We start from the raw sequence: 17,162 nt of genomic DNA on the forward strand, positions 1-17,162 counted from the left end.
AAATATAGTATGAATACACAGCAAAAAGACCTGTCATATTTCAGGTTACGACTACAAGAATTATTAACTATAAGCTTTCCCGAAAAAGCGTATGATGTTAAATTTATTGACCAGCGTTCAAGTTGGGCTTCCAATGCTTATGAAGATGCTTTTCGAGCAGGAAACCCAATAAACCAATGTGATCATATTGCCGATTATGTCTTATTTGAAGGATTGCACTTTTCAAAATTTGATACCCTTTTTCAAGTAGTCTGCAATGAGTTTGATGCGAGAATGGCAGATGAAGAATTACGACCGTTTGCCTTAAAGATGTTGCCTATTTGCTACCCTGTTTTTACAAACTACAAATTAACGGATGACTTCGCCTATACAACGGAGTTTGATTTGCTCTATACGGAACTGACAGGAACCATAGCAATATGGATAGAGGAACATGGGCTTCAGTAAACGTCAACATCTCCAATCGAATATTGATTCCCTGCGAATTGCTTTTAAACTGGAAAAGGAGAACAGAAAAGCCTCCGCAGGCGAAAGACTGCTAATGATGCAATACAGCGGATTTGGTGGTCTTAAATTTGTGTTGAATCCTGCCCAAAATCCGATAGATATTAACCATTGGAGAAAGACCGAACATGAACTTTTTCCAGTTACACAGGAACTCCATCAGCTTCTAAAAGAAAATGCAACTGATGAAAAACAATACCGTAGATATGTGGACAGTATGCGGAGTTCTGTACTGACTGCATTTTACACACCACCTTTGGTTATTGATGCTATTTCCACCACATTAAAAGAAAATGGTGTAAGCATTCAAAAACTTTTAGAACCATCTGCCGGTACCGGTTCTTTCATACAATCCTTTGCGGATAAAGCTGTATCACAGGTCACCGCTTATGAAAAAGATCTGCTCACGGGAAAAATTTTAAAACAGCTCTATCCCGATAATACGATCCGCATTAGTAGCTTTGAAGAAATACCCGAAAAGGAAAAAAACAGCTATGATGTGGTAGCTAGCAATATCCCTTTCGGTGATACGTCCGTTTTTGACCTTTCCTATTCCAGAAGCAGGGACTCTGCAAAAGCACAGGCTGTCCGAAGCATACACAATTACTTCTTTATGAAGGGAACCGACATGCTCCGTGAAGGTGGGGTGCTGGCATTTATCACTTCACAAGGTGTTATGAACAGCCAGAAGAATGAACCCATACGCAGGGCATTGATGCAGGACAACAACCTAGTTTCAGTCGTTCGGTTGCCGAATAATTTATTTACAGACTATGCTGGTACAGAGGTAGGAAGTGATCTAATAATTCTGCAAAAGAATACTGCAAAGCAAAGTTTGACCGAAGCGGAAGAACTGTTTTGTCAGAGTCAAATAACGGAATACAATACGCCAAGCAACGCCTTGTTTCAAGACAACGGAAGGATTATACATACTACACAGATGTTGGCTACCGATCCTTACGGACAACCTGCATTTGTCTATACGCACAGGGATGGTGTGGAAGGAATTGCCAAGGACCTAAAGCAAATGCTATCGGAAGATTTTGGAAAAAATCTGGATATTGGCTTATATAAAGGTGAACGAAACGATGCGCCAATCAAACAAATTCCTATAACACCAACGGTTGCAACTCCTGTTGCCAGATCTGCAACCATTTCACAGAAAAGACAGACATTAAGTGCTCCAATAACAAATAAGGACATTGTAAAAGAAGAAAGGCAGCTAAGCATTTTTGATCTCTTTGAAAATTTAGATGAACTGTTGGCTGCTCCTGTTAAATTAATCAGAATAGCAAAACAACCAGCCAAAAGAAAAAGAACTGTGAACGGATATCAGGGAAACCTGTTCAGCGGTTTGATGCAGCAACCTCCCATTTCTACTTCTCCAGTAAATAGCAATATACCAAATGAGAGAAATACACAGGAAGTTATCGGCGATTTGTTTTCAGGACTGAAAGGAAATAATCTCTCCGAAAAGATTACCGCAGGCAACACCATTTCCGAACCAGCAATTTATAGCAAAGAAATACAGTCTTTTCATCGTAACGATAGCCTTGCAGTGGATAACGGCTGGGTCGGCTATCTTAAAGATTTTGATAGCGATAGGAAACAGGCAATGTTTCATCCTTTGCAATTATCGTCCTTACAGAAAGGAAGAGCTGAAGCCTATATTTCTGTACGAGATAACTACCTCGATTTATATCAGAAGGAAGCCAAACTGCAAACCGAACATAAAGAAGAGAGAGAAACATTTAATAAGGTTTACGATGCCTTCGTAAAAAGGTACGGCAACCTGAACAGTGCCGATAATATCAAGCTCATAAAAATAGACAGTTCTGGTAAGGAAATGCCTTATTTGGAACGTGTTGTGGGCGGTGTGGTACATAAGGCGGATATCTTTCACCGTCCAGTAAGCTTCTCCATTACCACATTGGCTACCGATAATCCCGATGAGGCTTTAGCCGCATCATTGAACAAATACGGGAATGTTGATCTAGACTTTATGTCCAAAATCAGCGGTATATCATCCGACGATTTGAAAGCGGTATTACACGGACGCATCTTTTATAATCCTTTGGAAAAGGAATATGAAATAACTGAAAGATGGGTAGCTGGCAATGTGGTGGAGAAAGCCACAGCCTTAAAAAGCTATCTTGAAAGCAATCCCCATGATAGGCAGGCCAAAGAAAGCCTTACGTCTTTAGAAGAAGCCCGACCAAGACGTATCGAATTTGAAGAGTTAGATTTCAATCTTGGTGAACGCTGGATACCGACAGGGATCTATGCCCGTTTTGCTTCTCATCTTTTTGATACGGAGGTGCGTATCCAGTATTCTGAAACTTCCGATGACTTTTCTATAAAATGCGATCAGAAAAATGTACATATATGGGATAAATATGCCGTCAAGTCTGATAGCCGAACATTTGACGGGATTGCTCTGCTGAAAAACGCATTAGTCAATACTACTCCTGATATTACCAAAAAAGTAATGATTGATGATAAGGAAGTAAAGGTACGGGATATGGAAGCCATACAGATGGCGAATACCAAGATTGATGAAATACGTACCGCCTTTACCGAATGGCTTCACACTCAAAACGATGAGTTTAAAAAAAGGATGACCGACCAGTATAACGATACCTTTAACTGTTTTGTGCGTCCGCAGTACGACGGAAGCCATCAGGAATTTCCAGGACTGGACAGAAAAGGCTTAGGCATTAACGATTTGTATTCGAGCCAAAAGGATACAGTATGGATGATCAAGCTGAACAACGGTGCGATTTGCGATCACGAAGTAGGAGCCGGCAAGACATTGGTGATGTGTACCGCAGCACAGGAGATGAAACGTTTGGGAATGGTACACAAACCTATGATAATAGGATTGAAAGCCAATGTTCATGAGATTGCAGAAACGTACCGTAAAGCCTACCCACACGCTAAAATTATGTATCCGGGCAAAGAAGATTTTACGCCACAGAAAAGGCAACGGATTTTCGGAGATATTAAAAACAACGATTGGGACTGCGTGATATTGACCCATGACCAGTTTGGCATGATACCCCAGTCGCCAGAAATGCAAAAGGAAATCCTACAAGTCGAACTGAACAGCGTGGAAGATAATCTTGCCGCTTTGGAAGCACAGGGCAAAGAGATTTCAAGGGGTATGCTCAAAGGTGTAATCATCAGGAAACAGAACCTTGAAGTTAGGCTGAAAACTTTGGAACATGACATCGAAAACCGAAAAGATGATGTAGTTGATTTTAAGATGATGGGCATCGACCACTTATTTGTTGATGAAAGCCACCATTTCAAAAACCTGATGTTCAATACGCGTCATGACCGGGTTGCAGGTTTGGGCAATATGATGGGAAGCCAAAAGGCCATGAACCTGCTTTTTGCCATCCGCACCATTCAGGATCGCATACAAGGCGATATGGGTGCTACCTTTCTTTCAGGTACAACTATCAGCAATTCCTTAACCGAGTTATATCTCTTGTTTAAATATCTCCGTCCAAGAGCATTGGAAAAACAAGGTATTAACTGTTTTGATGCCTGGGCGGCTATCTATGCAAGGAAAACGACTGATTATGAGTTTTCGGTAGCGAATAATATCGTGTCAAAAGAACGCTTCCGCTACTTTATCAAAGTGCCCGAACTGGCACAGTTCTATTCGGAAATCACGGATTACAGAACCGCTAAGGATATTGGTATAGATCGTCCGGAAAAGAACGAGGTACTTTATAATATACCGCCTACGCCCGATCAGGAAGTATTCATTCAAAAATTGATGGAATTTGCCAAATCAGGGAATGCTACCTTATTGGGAAGACCTCCGCTAACAGATCGGGAAGAAAAAGCAAAAATGTTGATTGCTACAGATTATGCTCGTAAGATGTCACTCGATATGCGGATGGTAAGCAGTAAATATAATGACCACCCCGATAACAAAGCTTCTCATTGTGCAACCAATATTGCAAAGTATTACCAAAAATTCCATGCACAGAAGGGAACGCAGTTTATCTTTTCTGATTTAGGTACTTACAAGTCTGGAGAATGGAACGTCTATGGGGAAATCAAGCGCAAACTTGTAGATGATTACGGTATACCGGCACATGAAGTCCGTTTTATACAGGAAGCTAAAAATGATAAGCAACGCAAGGAGCTTATAGGCGGTATGAATGAGGGGAAAATCCGTGTGTTGTTTGGTTCTACCGGCATGTTGGGAACTGGTGTAAATGCACAGAAAAGAGCTGTTGCCGTTCATCATTTGGATACCCCGTGGAGACCAAGCGATCTTGCTCAACGTGACGGAAGGGCTGTCCGAAAAGGCAATGAAATTGCCAAATTTTTCGCCGATAACAAGGTGGATGTAATTATCTATGCAGTCGAAAAATCACTAGACAGTTATAAGTTCAACCTGCTGTACAATAAACAGCTTTTTATTGACCAGCTCAAAACCAACAATCTCGGAAAGCGAACCATTGATGAGGGTAGTATGGATGAAAAATCGGGAATGAATTTCTCTGAATACGTAGCTATCCTTTCGGGCAATACCGACCTTTTGGAAAAAGCAAAGCTGGAAAAACAGGTTGCTGGATTGGAAAGTGAGAAGCAGGCATTCAATCGTTCCAAGTTCAGCTCCAAATACAAGCTGGAAGATATTTCTGCGACACTAGAGTCTGCCAAGTCACGATTGGAACGAATGACCCTCGATTGGGAAAATCTGCAGCAACGCTTACAAAAAGGGCAGGATGGAACGATACTGAACCTTGTACAGCTAGACGGATTGTCACCTAATGCCGATGTGAAACAGATTGGGACCAAACTTAACCAGATTGCGGATAAAGCCCGTACTGGTGGTCAATATGAAGAAATAGGCAGTCTATATGGGTTTGCATTGTTGGTTAAAACCGAAATATCCGAAAAAGAAGGTGCTGATATTAAAGTCAATCGTTTTTTGGTGCAGGGTGAAGGCAATATAAAATACACTTATAATAATGGCTTGATTGCTACTGACGCAAAGCTTGCATCAATGAATTTCCTTAGTGCTTTAGAAAAAATTCCCAGCTATATTGAGCAGGAACAAAAGAAAATTGCCGAATCACAAAAAGATCTGCCTGTACTTCAGGAAGTAGTCAATGGTATATGGACGAAGGAAAATAAGTTGAGCGAACTAAAAACCGAACTGGCGTCCATTGACAGGAAGATACAATTATCGATTGCTTCCGAGGCCAAAGAACAGAAAGAAGCTATAAAAATAAATAATGTTCAGGAAAGGTCTTCTGTAGGTTTGAAAGCAATGTAATTTCATTGGTGAAAACAAAACATTCTTTTTTATTTGGTAGTAAATTTTGAAAAACACCTTAATTTTTTGTCTTCTGATGCGTAACTATGATAGCTAACTTGTTAAGAAAAGTGTAGCAAAAATGTCATTTTTAACACGTTGTTAGTAAAAAATCAATATAAATTGATTAATTTTGATTTAAATTAAACTACAATGAATAAATTTCACATTTTAGTAATAGTATTATTTGGTTTCTTATTGATACCAAGTAATTCTTTTGCCTGTGAAAATAATTCAACAAAACATTCTTCTACAAAAGAGACATCTTCAAATATGGATAAAGATGATTGTTGCAAAAATGACAATCATTCCAAAACGAAAAATCACGAAGGTTGTGGAGGAAAATGTAACCATTCTAGATGCAGTTGCGCTACTTCTTGCAACAGTAGTACTGTTGCTATTAATGAATTGAAATTTAATAGCAATCTTTTTAATTTCTCTTCTGAAAAGCAAAAATTTTACAATTACAAAACCACTATTTCTTCTGGTTTTAATTCTCTTTGGCTTATACCTAAAATAAGCTAAATTCTATAGTTGATAGCCATAGTTATATCTTATTGATAACTATTATTGGTCTCCAAATCATTTATTTTATCGGTTAATTTCAATTTCAAGATGATGGGTATTCTATGATTTCATTTTTGTTATTGCTTAACTAATTCAATTTAACATTATTTACATACAATGAACTCATTAAAAAAAATAATGATAGCAATACTTCTATTGTTATCAGTAGTGGTATCCAACGCACAAATTAAAAATGCTAAAATAGAGTCCGTTAAAATTTACGGAAACTGCGGAATGTGCGAAGCCAAAATAGAAAAAGCAGGTAGTCTAAAAAATGTCGCAAACGTTGACTGGAACGCAGATACAAAAATGGCTGTCCTTAGTTATGATCCTAAAATAACCAGTCAAGACGAAATACTCAAACGTATTGCATTGTCAGGTTATGACAGTGATAAATTTCTTGCTCCAGATGATACATATTCAAAACTTGCAGGATGTTGTCAATATTATCGTGAGGCAAAAGTTCCTGTTAAAACAGAACCAAAAAGCGAAATGACAGGAATGGAAAGCAACAGACTTTCAACAACAGCTGAAAATCAAACCGTAAATCAACTACAGCCAGTTTTGGACAATTATTTTTTACTGAAAGATGCTTTAGTAAAAACAGATGCTAAAACAGCTTCTGAAAAAGCAGCAGCATTATTATCTTCGATTACTGCAGTGAAAATGGAAATATTAAAAATGGATGAACATGTGATTTGGATGAAAATCTTAAAAGATTTAACTGCCGATTCCAAAAGTATTTCTGAAACACAAGATATTAAGAAACAAAGAGATTTTTTTAAATCATTATCTAAAAACATTTATGAATTGATTAAAGTTTCCAAACCTACTGAAGCGATCTATTACCAATACTGCCCAATGCAAGATGCCAATTGGCTAAGCAAAGAAAATGCTGTTAAAAATCCTTACTATGGCTCACAAATGTTGAGTTGTGGTAAAACTATAGAAACAATAAAATACTAAAAAGATGAAAACACTAATTATTGTATTAAGTGCATTTTTTGCATTTAATTCAGCAGTAACAGGACAAACTGTTACAAAAAAGGAAGAGCAAAAAATAATTTATGTTTGCCCTATGCATTCTGACGAGACAAATTCAAGTGCGGGTAAATGCCCAGAATGCGGAATGGAATTGATAAAAACCACCGAAAAAGTACCTACCTACGCTACAAAAGGAAGTCAACCTATGACTAAAACTATCACAAAATATGTTTGCCCTATGGATAAATCAACTTCTGACAAACCGGGTAAATGTTCTAAATGTGCAATGAAAATGGTAGAAATTACCGAAAAAGTAGATACCCATCCTCTAAAAGGCAGTCAGCCTACGAGTAAAATGGTGACAAAATATGTTTGTGCAAAGGACGGAGCAACTTCTGACAAGCCAGGCCTATGTTCTAAATGTGGAACTGATATGGTAAAAGTCACTGAAAAAGTGGATCTCCACCCGTTAAAAGGAAGTCAGCCTACAAGTAAGGTTGTGACAAAATATGTTTGCCCAATGGACGGTTCAATTTCTGATACAGCGGGAAAATGTCCAAAATGTGGTATGGCAATGACTCCAAATGAAGACTATAAACACTAATCCAATCTTTCAACAACTTAAAATTTTAAAAATGAAAAATATAATTCTTTCAGCTATAGCAATGTCATTCGTATTAGTTTCTTGTAACCAAAAAAACAAACAAGAAGAAACAGTTAATTCGGAAACAAGTAAACCTGAAACTGAAACTGCAACTGTAAAAGTCAATCCTACTTCTTTTTCCATTAAAGAAATTGTAACGGATTATTTGTCTTTAAAAAATGCTTTGACTAAAGACGATTCTAACGCTACTGCCGATGCAGGAAAAGCATTGGTGGAGACTTTGGGAAAAATCGATATGAAAAAATTATCTGGTGAACAAATGAAAACCTATATGGATATTTCCGATGATGTTAAAGAACACGCTGAACATATTGGAGATAATGCGGGGAACATAGCACACCAAAGAGAGCATTTTGTTTTAATGAGCAAAGACATCAATGATTTGATAACCACTTTTGGAACAGAACAAAAACTATATCAGGATTTTTGCCCAATGGCAGATGAAGGAAAAGGAGCTATTTGGATAAGCGAGTTAAAAGACATCAAAAATCCATATTATGGTTCAGAAATGCTTACTTGTGGTTCCGTTAGAAAAGAATTCTAGAATGAGAAGAATCTTCAAAAAAATATTTTTTATTGGATTAATTATATTTTTACTGATGCAGTTTTATCAACCTGCTCGAAACATTGGTTTTGAGCAGGATGTAACTGCAAATTTTACAAAAGTATATAATGTCCCTAAAAGTGTAGAAACTGTACTGCGAACCTCTTGTTATGATTGTCACAGCAACAAAACCGATTATCCTTGGTATTCAAACATTCAGCCTGTTCGTTTTTTTATGGATAGCCATATAAATGAAGGCAAAGAGGAATTGAACTTTAATGAATTTGGAAATTATTCAAAACGCAAACAGAATAGCAAATTAAAAGCTATGAGTAAACAAATAAAGTTGAATGAAATGCCTTTGGCTTCTTATACTTTGATCCATAAAAACGCAGTACTTTCGGTTAGTCAAAAACAGGAACTAATGAATTGGATCAATACACTTAAAAATAACTAATAGTCTAACACAAATTATTCTTATAAAAATGAAATTAAACAATAATATAGATAAACTAGGTACACTTGGACTTTTCTTCACGGCATTATTTTCTCCTTGCTGTTTTCCCCTTTTTGCATTCGTGGCTTCAGCTTTCGGTTTGGGCAGTTTCGAATTGTTTGGCGGATGGACAATGTGGATATTTCAGGCAATGATTTTAATATCAATTGCAGGCTTGATTTTTTCTTATAGAAAGCATCACAGTCTTTATCCATTATTGTTTGCTATTCCAAGTGGAATAGTCATTTTATATGGATATTATTTCAGTAATGATTTTCAACATATCTACATCGGTATGTTTGGGCTACTAATTGCGACTGTCCTTAATTACTACTATAATAAATTAGGTGGTAATTGTGAAACCTGCACCATTTATAACGGTAAATCAGTGGAGCTAAAATCAACTTTAACTTGTCCAAACTGCGGACACAAAAAAGATGAAATGATGCCAACGGATGCTTGTCAATTTTTTTATGAATGTGAAAAGTGCAAAACAGTTTTAAGACCAAAACAAGGAGATTGCTGTGTTTTTTGTAGCTATGGCACTGTAAAATGTCCCCCTATACAAGCAGGAGATAAATGTTGTTAAAAATTAAAATATTATGGTAGAAAAATTAATATCATTTTCATTAAAAAACCGATTCGTTGTCTTGCTCGTTTCGGCCTGTTTATTTGCTTGGGGTGTTTATAGTGTGCAACAAAATCCTATTGACGCCATTCCCGATTTGTCCGAAAATCAAGTAATTGTATTTACAGAATGGATGGGAAGAAGTCCGCAGGTTATAGAAGCGCAAGTAACTTATCCTTTGGTTTCAAATCTTCAGGGAATTCCAAAAGTCAAGAATATTCGTGGTGCTTCTATGTTTGGGATGAGCTTCGTATATATTGTTTTTGAGGACAACGTAGATATTTATTGGGCTAGAACAAGAGTTTTAGAAAGACTGAATTATGCCCAGCGTCTTTTGCCCCAAAATGTAGTTCCTACGCTAGGACCAGACGGTACGGGTGTTGGTCACATATTTTGGTATCATTTAGATGCCAATGGTATGGATTTGGGAGAGCAAAGAGCTTTGCAGGATTGGTACGTGAAATTTGCATTGCAAACGGTTCCAGGAGTTGCTGAAGTAGCTTCTTTTGGAGGCTTTGAAAAACAATACCAATTGGTTTTGGATCCTTTGAAAATGCAATATTATAAAGTCACTATGATGGAAGTGATGAATGCTGTTAAAGCCAATAATAATGATGTAGGAGGACGGAAATTCGAAATGAGTGATATGTCATACATCATAAGGGGTTTGGGGTATATAAAAAACATAAAGGACGTAGAAGAAATTGCCATCAAAAATTACAATTCTATTCCGGTGCGGGTAAAAGATATCGGTTCCATTCAAATGGGAGGCGATTTGCGTTTGGGTATTTTTGATGAAAATGGCACAGGAGAAGTCGTTGGTGGTATCGTAGTTATGCGATACGGAGAAAATGCAGATAATGTCATAAAAGCGGTCAAAGCCAAAATGAAAGAAGTGGAGAAAGGACTACCCGAGGGCGTAACTTTTAAAACCTCTTATGACAGAAGCGAATTGATTGAGAAAGCAATTGAATCTGTCAAAGGAACGCTAATCGAAGAAATGATTGCCGTTTCAATAGTGGTGTTGCTTTTTCTTTTTCATTGGCGAAGCGCATTAATTATCTTGATACAAATACCAATTTCGGTGGCGGTTGCCTTTATCTTCCTGCAGGCTTTTGGAATTTCTTCAAATATTATGTCACTCACGGGAATTGCTTTAGCAATTGGTGTTTTGGTTGATGACGGAATTGTAATGGTAGAGAATGCGTATAGGACAATTTCTGAGAAACAGGAAGAAATGGATAATAACCAATAAGTTACGTAAAATGAAAGATAAACTGAAAAATATATTCAAAAAAGAAAATGACCCGTTATCTTCCGATGAGAAACTGAAGCTAATTGAATCCTCTTCCAAATTGGTTGGACCGGGTGTTTTTTATTCGACAATAATAGTAATTGCTTCATTTTTACCCGTATTCCTGCTTACGGGAATGGAGGGTAAATTGTTTAGTCCATTGGCTTGGACAAAATCTTTTATACTAATTGTGGATGCGTTTTTTGCGATTACACTTACTCCTGTGCTGATTAGTTTTTTACTTAAAGGCAAACTTCGTACAGAAAATAAAAATCCGATAAACAGAAAATTGGAAAGCATTTATACTCCAATTTTGACGCTTTGTTTAAAATGGAGAAAAACAGTTTTGGCAGTCAATATTGTGGCGCTGTTAATTGGTGTGTTAATGTTTACAAGACTTGGTTCTGAATTTATGCCTCCGCTCGACGAAGGTTCTGTTTTATTTATGCCTGTAACATTGCCCGATGTGTCCAATTCTGAAGTGAAACGAATTTTACAGGTTCAGGACCGATTGATAAAATCAATTCCCGAAGTGGCTCACGTTTTAGGAAAAGCAGGCAGAGCCAATACAGCAACGGACAACAGCCCCATAAGTATGATTGAAACAATTATTTTGCTGAAGCCCCACAACGAATGGAGAGAAGGTAAAACAAAAGCGGATATTATAAATGATATAAACAATAAACTGCAAATACCGGGAGTAACCAATGGTTTTACACAACCGATTATCAATCGTATCAATATGCTTTCTACAGGTATCAGAACCGATGTGGGAATAAAAATCTACGGGGAAAATTTAGACACCATTAATGCTTTATCACAAAAAATAAAAATGGCATTGGATGGAACTTCGGGAGTAAAAGACTTGTACGCTGAACCTATTACGGGCGGAAAATACATTGATATTGAACCCAAAAGAGAAGTTATTGGCAGATACGGACTAAGCATCGATGATATTAACAATGTAGTGGAAGCTTCAATTGGAGGTATGAAACTCACCACAACCATCGAGGGAAGACAGCGTTTTTCGGTAAACGCACGATATGCACAAGAATATCGAAGTAGTATTGAAGCCTTGAAAAAGCTACAAGTACAAACAATGGATTTTGGCCCAATTCCTTTGGAAACGGTTGCCGATGTAAAAATAAGCGATGGCCCGCCAATGATAAACAGCGAAAATGCAATGCTTCGTGGAAGTGTATTGTTTAATGTTCGTGACCGTGATTTAGGAAGTACCGTCAAAGAAGCACAGAAAAAACTGAATGAAATGATAACCAAAATGCCCAAAGGGTATTATGTGGAATGGAGCGGTCAATGGGAAAACCAAATCAGAGCCAACAAAACATTGGGTTTAATTCTGCCAATTGTTGTCGTGATTATTTTCCTCATTCTCTATTTCACTTATCATTCTATGAAAGAGGCTTTGATTACAATGATAACGGTTCCGTTTGCATTAATAGGGGGAGTTTTTATGGTGTATTTCTATGGGATTAATTTATCGGTGGCTGTAGCAGTCGGTTTTATTGCTTTGTTTGGTTTGGCTGTCGAAACAGCTATGTTAATCACTATATATTTGAATGAAGCGATGAACAAAATGGTCGAAAAACACGGTAACAGCAAAGAAACCCTAACAGAAGAAATAGTGAGAGAGTATATTATTGATGGTTCTGCCAAACGATTACGTCCAAAACTGATGACAGTTTCTGTTTCATTATTTGGATTAATCCCCATTCTTTGGGCAACGGGAACAGGAGCAGATGTGATGCTCCCAATCACTGTTCCGCTCATAGGAGGAACAATTACTTCAACAATTTATGTATTATTAGTAACCCCGGTTGTTTTTGAAATGGTGAAACTTCACGAGTTAAGAACAAAAGGAAAAATTAGTCTCATAGATGCAAAACATTAAATTTTATATCGCCCTGAGTTGTTTGGTTTTAAGCTTTACAAATACTAAAGCCCAAACACTTACTTTGGATAATGTCTTGAGTACCATCAAGACAAATAATCCCCAACTGAAAATGTACGATGCAGATATTCAGAGTATGGATGCTTCGGCCAAAGGAGCCAGAAGTTGGATGCCACCGCAAGTGGAAACGGGTTTCTTTATGACTCCGTACAATTCCAATCTATGGAAAGCCAATGAAATGGAACCAGGAATGGGGAGTTATATGTTAGGCGTTACCCAAATGATTCCGAATGCTTCTAAGTTGAATGCCAATGAAAATTTGATGAAAGCAATGTCATCAGTCGAAAGTGAAAATAAAAACTTCACGCTCAATCAATTAAATGCATTGGCCAAAACCTATTATTATGAATGGATTATCATTAAGAAAAAAATAAAAATTGCCCAAGACAATCTTCTGCTTCTAGATTATATGATTAAAAGTATGGAAATACGTTATCAGTACAATATGGATAAATTGCCGTCCTATTACAAAGCAAAATCACAATATGCCACTTTGCAAAGTATGATTGTGATGTTGGAAAATGATGTATCACAGCGAAAATATATGCTCAATACATTAATGGCTCGTAATAAAAACGAGGATTTAGAAATTGATTCCAATTACGAGATTAAAGATTTCAATCTCTTCGAAACCGATTTGTCTCCCTACATCAACAACCGTAGTGATATCAAAGCCATTGATAAAACCAAAGAAATCAACAACCTGAAAATAGAGGTTGAAAAAGTGGCAACCAGACCTGAATTTGGTGTAAAATACGACCATATGTTCGCTTTTGGCAATCAGCCACAACAATTTTCATTGATGGGAATGGTCACTATTCCAATGCCTTATTCAACCAAAATGAATAAAGCCAATATGGAAAGCTATCGAATAAAAAACGAAAGTTTGGATTGGCAAAAACAGATGATTGCGAACGAAGCAAGCGGTATGATAAAAGGAATGAATGCTGAGTTTTTGAATCTGAAAAAGCAATACCAAATTACGCAGGACAATATTATTCCAGCTTTGAAACGAAATTATGATACCGCCATTTTAGCTTGGCAAAATAACACCGGAGATTTATTCGTAGCCTTGGATGCGTGGGAAGCGATGAATATGACTCAAATCGATGCTTTCGACAAATTAAAATCGATTTTAGCGACACAAGTAGAAATAGAAAAACAACTTGAAACCGAAAAATTATGAACAGATATTTAAAATTTGCAATACTATTTTTGGTCGTAGTTTTTATTGGAATTACAATCTATTTTTTTGCAACAAAATCAGGAAAACATTCTGAAATGGAACATCAAAATGAGGTTTACACTTGCTCGATGCACCCTGAAGTTATCAAAGACAAACCGGGCAGTTGTCCTATTTGCGGAATGACTTTAGTAAAAAAAGTAACCGAAGACCATTCTGAAAAAAATGACTCTATCAACGATCTTTTGAAACCTACTGATAGTTTTGTTGTGGGAAATTATCAAACCACAACGGTAAAAGACACAGTTATAAATAGCGAAATCAGTTTACCCGGAATAGTGAGTTACGATCCGAATTCATCTGTAAATATTTCAGCGAGAATAAGTGGTAGAATTGAAAAAATGTACGTCAACTATAAGTACCAAAAAGTAACCAAAGGACAAAAAATATTTGAAATATACAGCCCTGAATTATTGAACGAACAGCAAAATTTTATCTATTTGATTTCCAATGACAGTCAAAACACATCGATTATTAATTCCGCCAAGCAAAAATTATTACTTTATGGAATGTCCAATAATCAAGTTAACACATTGGCTTCCGCTAAAAAAGTGAATCCTGTAATCGTTATTTACAGTCCCGCTAACGGAATCATCACGGGAACCGAAAAGATGACTAGTTCTAGTGTTTCTCCTATGTCCAATACAAGTAGCAACACAGAAACTTTGGATGTCAAACAGGGAAACTATATTACAAAAGGGGAAGTTGTTTTCAAGTTAGCGAATACCGATAAAGTTTGGGGTATTTTCAATGTTTTGCAAGGTTACAATAGCCTTATTAAAATGAATCAGTCTATTGATATTACTTCTGAATTGGATGAAAAGAATAATATTTACGCAAAAATAAATTTTATTGAAACACAATTGAATTCGACTGATAAAACCAACAAAATCCGAGTGTATTTGAATAATTCAACTCTAAAATTACCCATTGGTACAAGATTACAAGGTATAGTGCAATTAAATTCTACAAAGGGATTATGGTTGCAAAAACAAGCTTTGGTTAGTCTAGGTAACAAAAAAGTTGTTTTTCAAAAATTGGACAATGGTTTCAAAGCAACAGCAATACAAACGGGTCTTGAAATTGATGATTTTGTTCAAATTATTGGAGGCGTTTCTGTGGGAGATACAATTGCCAAAAACGCACAATATCTAATTGACAGCGAAAGCTTCATTAAAACCGAATAAAGATGAAGACATTAAAAATAATAACTTTACTATCAATACTACTTATGGTAATGATAGCTTGCAATTCGAAAAACAAGGAAGATCATAGTGAACATAAAATGACTGATGAAACAACTTTCTACACTTGCTCGATGGATCCTCAGATAAAAGAAGACAAACCAGGCAAATGTCCGATTTGTCATATGCATTTAACTCCCGTAAAACTCGATAAAACTAACTCAAATGAAATAAGTTTGAGCAAACAGCAAATCCGATTGGGTAATATTAGTCTTCAGTCTATTACAACATCCCAAAGTAGTGTAAACCAAAATTACACGGGTACTTTAGCTATAAATCAGGATAAAATCAATTCCGTTTCATCAAGAGCGATGGGGCGAATTGAAAAATTATTTTTCAAAACAGTTGGAGATTATGTTGCCAAAAACCAAGCAGTTTATCAATTATACAGTGAAGATATCGCCATAGCCAAACAGGATTATTTCACGGCATTCAAGCAACTGTCAATGCCAGGAGATTTTGGGAAAAACGCAAAAAACATGCTAGCCAGCGCGAAGCAAAAACTTCTTTTTTATGGTCTTACCAATGCCCAAATTGAAAACATTAAAACCAATAAAGAGGTTTCACCAAATACCATATTTTACAGTTCTCATAGCGGAACAATTTCTGAAATTGTAGCTACAGAAGGAAGTTATGTAATGGAAGGTTCGGGAATAATAAAAATCGCTGATTTAAACAGCCTTTGGTTAGAAACACAAGTAAACGTAAACTATGCCAAAAACCTTAAAATAGGTCAAAAAGCCAATGTTACTTTTAGTGATTTCCCAGATAAAACAATAAATACCCAAGTTGCCTTTATCAATCCTGAAATAAATCCAGATACCCGATTGCTGTTAATTCGAATGGAAATTCCAAATCAGGGTTTACAGTTAAAACCGGGAATGCAGGCGGTTGTAAAATTGACACAATCAAATGCTAAAGGACTTTTTATCCCGATTGATGCAGTTATTCGAGAAGAAAACGCTTCCTATATTTGGGTTGAAAAAAGACCGGGAATATTTGAAAATGTTATGGTAGAAACAGGAATAGAAACCAATGGAATGATTGAAATCAAATCCGATTTGGATCCGTCAAAAAAAGTAGTGATTACAGGTGCTTATGCCATAAACAGTGAATATAAATTCCGAAAAGGAAGTGACCCAATGGAGGGGATGAAAATGTAAAAATACTCATTGGGCATCGAAAATAATCAAGCTCTTAAAAAAGAGTAAAATGGTTGGGGAGAATTACATAAATCAAAAAAATAATAGTATAACAATTTACAAAACAGTAAACTATATATTTATATAACAGAAAGTAATCTGTAAATTAAAATCCGATAAAATGAAAAAAATAATCTTTTCAGCCATAGTAATGGTATTTGTATTGGTTTCCTGTAACCAAAAAAACAAAGAAGCTTCAACGGATCATTCTAATATGATGAGCAACGATAGTACAATGATGGATAATGACAGTATAACGATAAACGACAAAAACAGTACAATGAAAAATCATGAAAAAATGTATGCATGCCCAATGCACCCGGAAGTGCAAGGAAAACTGAATGACAAATGTTCAAAATGTGGGATGAAATTAACAGAACTTGTTCCTGAGAAAAAAGAAGAAAACAAATAACACCTAATTTGGGGAAGAAACTATAATTAACCTTGTTATGAACTTAGCAGGGTTAGTTTATATTAAT

14 protein-coding genes and 1 pseudogene are annotated in these 17,162 nt (G+C 36.4%); all 15 read left to right on the forward strand.

Translation table 11 applies throughout. From position 1 onward, the window contains the following. Positions 1-9 precede the first annotated feature (9 nt). Positions 10-447: a DUF1896 domain-containing protein gene (locus AO58_RS0110615; protein WP_024981684.1), complete on the forward strand. Its 438-nt coding sequence runs from the start codon at positions 10-12 to the stop codon at positions 445-447. Further along, a complete protein-coding gene (locus AO58_RS0110620; RefSeq protein WP_024981685.1) occupies positions 434-5,809 on the forward strand; it encodes a helicase-like domain-containing protein in 5,376 nt (1,791 codons plus the stop codon). Before AO58_RS0110615 ends, AO58_RS0110620 begins: the two co-directional genes overlap by 14 nt. A 192-nt stretch (positions 5,810-6,001) precedes the next feature. Further along, complete coding sequence (locus AO58_RS0110625; protein WP_024981686.1) at positions 6,002-6,373, forward strand: hypothetical protein; 372 nt, start codon at positions 6,002-6,004, stop codon at positions 6,371-6,373. A gap of 159 nt (positions 6,374-6,532) precedes the next feature. Then, entirely contained in the window at positions 6,533-7,381 is an 849-nt protein-coding gene (locus AO58_RS0110630; RefSeq protein WP_024981687.1) for a DUF3347 domain-containing protein, read from the forward strand. 4 nt (positions 7,382-7,385) lie between these two features. Further along, positions 7,386-8,003: a heavy metal-binding domain-containing protein gene (locus AO58_RS0110635; protein ID WP_024981688.1), complete on the forward strand. Its 618-nt coding sequence runs from the start codon at positions 7,386-7,388 to the stop codon at positions 8,001-8,003. 31 nt (positions 8,004-8,034) lie between these two features. Beyond that, complete coding sequence (locus tag AO58_RS0110640) at positions 8,035-8,607, forward strand: DUF3347 domain-containing protein (protein ID WP_024981689.1); 573 nt, start codon at positions 8,035-8,037, stop codon at positions 8,605-8,607. Between the two features lies 1 nt (position 8,608). After that, entirely contained in the window at positions 8,609-9,064 is a 456-nt protein-coding gene (locus AO58_RS0110645) for a heme-binding domain-containing protein (RefSeq protein ID WP_024981690.1), read from the forward strand. Positions 9,065-9,092: 28 nt separating this feature from the next. Further along, positions 9,093-9,422, forward strand: a pseudogene (locus AO58_RS18295) (MerC domain-containing protein); the annotation flags it as partial. Between the two features lie 69 nt (positions 9,423-9,491). After that, on the forward strand, positions 9,492-9,692 hold the full coding sequence (locus tag AO58_RS18300) for a GDCCVxC domain-containing (seleno)protein (RefSeq protein WP_024981691.1): 201 nt from the start codon (positions 9,492-9,494) through the stop codon (positions 9,690-9,692). 13 nt (positions 9,693-9,705) lie between these two features. Further along, positions 9,706-10,986, forward strand: a complete 1,281-nt coding sequence (locus tag AO58_RS0110655) for an efflux RND transporter permease subunit (protein ID WP_024981692.1) — start codon at positions 9,706-9,708, stop codon at positions 10,984-10,986. A gap of 10 nt (positions 10,987-10,996) precedes the next feature. Further along, complete coding sequence (locus AO58_RS0110660; RefSeq protein ID WP_024981693.1) at positions 10,997-12,934, forward strand: efflux RND transporter permease subunit; 1,938 nt, start codon at positions 10,997-10,999, stop codon at positions 12,932-12,934. Then, entirely contained in the window at positions 12,921-14,180 is a 1,260-nt protein-coding gene (locus tag AO58_RS0110665) for a TolC family protein (RefSeq protein WP_024981694.1), read from the forward strand. Before AO58_RS0110660 ends, AO58_RS0110665 begins: the two co-directional genes overlap by 14 nt. Next, positions 14,177-15,424 carry a heavy metal-binding domain-containing protein gene (locus AO58_RS0110670; protein ID WP_024981695.1) on the forward strand — a complete coding sequence of 416 codons (1,248 nt, stop codon included), beginning with the start codon at positions 14,177-14,179 and terminating at the stop codon, positions 15,422-15,424. The genes AO58_RS0110665 and AO58_RS0110670 overlap by 4 nt, the downstream gene beginning before the upstream one ends. A gap of 2 nt (positions 15,425-15,426) precedes the next feature. Beyond that, the gene (locus AO58_RS0110675; RefSeq protein WP_024981696.1) at positions 15,427-16,644 is read left to right on the forward strand and encodes an efflux RND transporter periplasmic adaptor subunit; all 1,218 of its coding nucleotides are present in this window, start codon (positions 15,427-15,429) and stop codon (positions 16,642-16,644) included. Between the two features lie 160 nt (positions 16,645-16,804). Continuing rightward, on the forward strand, positions 16,805-17,095 hold the full coding sequence (locus tag AO58_RS0110680) for a heavy metal-binding domain-containing protein (protein ID WP_111410174.1): 291 nt from the start codon (positions 16,805-16,807) through the stop codon (positions 17,093-17,095). The last annotated feature ends 67 nt before the right edge of the window (positions 17,096-17,162 follow it).

Source organism: Flavobacterium succinicans LMG 10402 (assembly GCF_000611675.1).
Classification (GTDB): Bacteria; Bacteroidota; Bacteroidia; order Flavobacteriales; family Flavobacteriaceae; genus Flavobacterium; species Flavobacterium succinicans.

What these genes read in the sequence shown, in the direction of transcription:
- AO58_RS0110670 (WP_024981695.1), top strand. Translation starts at nt 14,177, where the DNA reads ATGAACAGATATTTAAAATTTGCAATACTATTTTTGGTCGTAGTTTTT.
- AO58_RS0110615 (WP_024981684.1), top strand. Translation starts at nt 10, where the DNA reads ATGAATACACAGCAAAAAGACCTGTCATATTTCAGGTTACGACTACAA.
- AO58_RS0110665 (WP_024981694.1), top strand. Translation starts at nt 12,921, where the DNA reads ATGCAAAACATTAAATTTTATATCGCCCTGAGTTGTTTGGTTTTAAGC.
- AO58_RS0110660 (WP_024981693.1), top strand. Translation starts at nt 10,997, where the DNA reads ATGAAAGATAAACTGAAAAATATATTCAAAAAAGAAAATGACCCGTTA.
- AO58_RS0110625 (WP_024981686.1), top strand. Translation starts at nt 6,002, where the DNA reads ATGAATAAATTTCACATTTTAGTAATAGTATTATTTGGTTTCTTATTG.
- AO58_RS0110675 (WP_024981696.1), top strand. Translation starts at nt 15,427, where the DNA reads ATGAAGACATTAAAAATAATAACTTTACTATCAATACTACTTATGGTA.
- AO58_RS0110635 (WP_024981688.1), top strand. Translation starts at nt 7,386, where the DNA reads ATGAAAACACTAATTATTGTATTAAGTGCATTTTTTGCATTTAATTCA.
- AO58_RS0110655 (WP_024981692.1), top strand. Translation starts at nt 9,706, where the DNA reads ATGGTAGAAAAATTAATATCATTTTCATTAAAAAACCGATTCGTTGTC.
- AO58_RS0110620 (WP_024981685.1), top strand. Translation starts at nt 434, where the DNA reads ATGGGCTTCAGTAAACGTCAACATCTCCAATCGAATATTGATTCCCTG.
- AO58_RS0110645 (WP_024981690.1), top strand. Translation starts at nt 8,609, where the DNA reads ATGAGAAGAATCTTCAAAAAAATATTTTTTATTGGATTAATTATATTT.
- AO58_RS0110640 (WP_024981689.1), top strand. Translation starts at nt 8,035, where the DNA reads ATGAAAAATATAATTCTTTCAGCTATAGCAATGTCATTCGTATTAGTT.
- AO58_RS0110630 (WP_024981687.1), top strand. Translation starts at nt 6,533, where the DNA reads ATGAACTCATTAAAAAAAATAATGATAGCAATACTTCTATTGTTATCA.
- AO58_RS0110680 (WP_111410174.1), top strand. Translation starts at nt 16,805, where the DNA reads ATGAAAAAAATAATCTTTTCAGCCATAGTAATGGTATTTGTATTGGTT.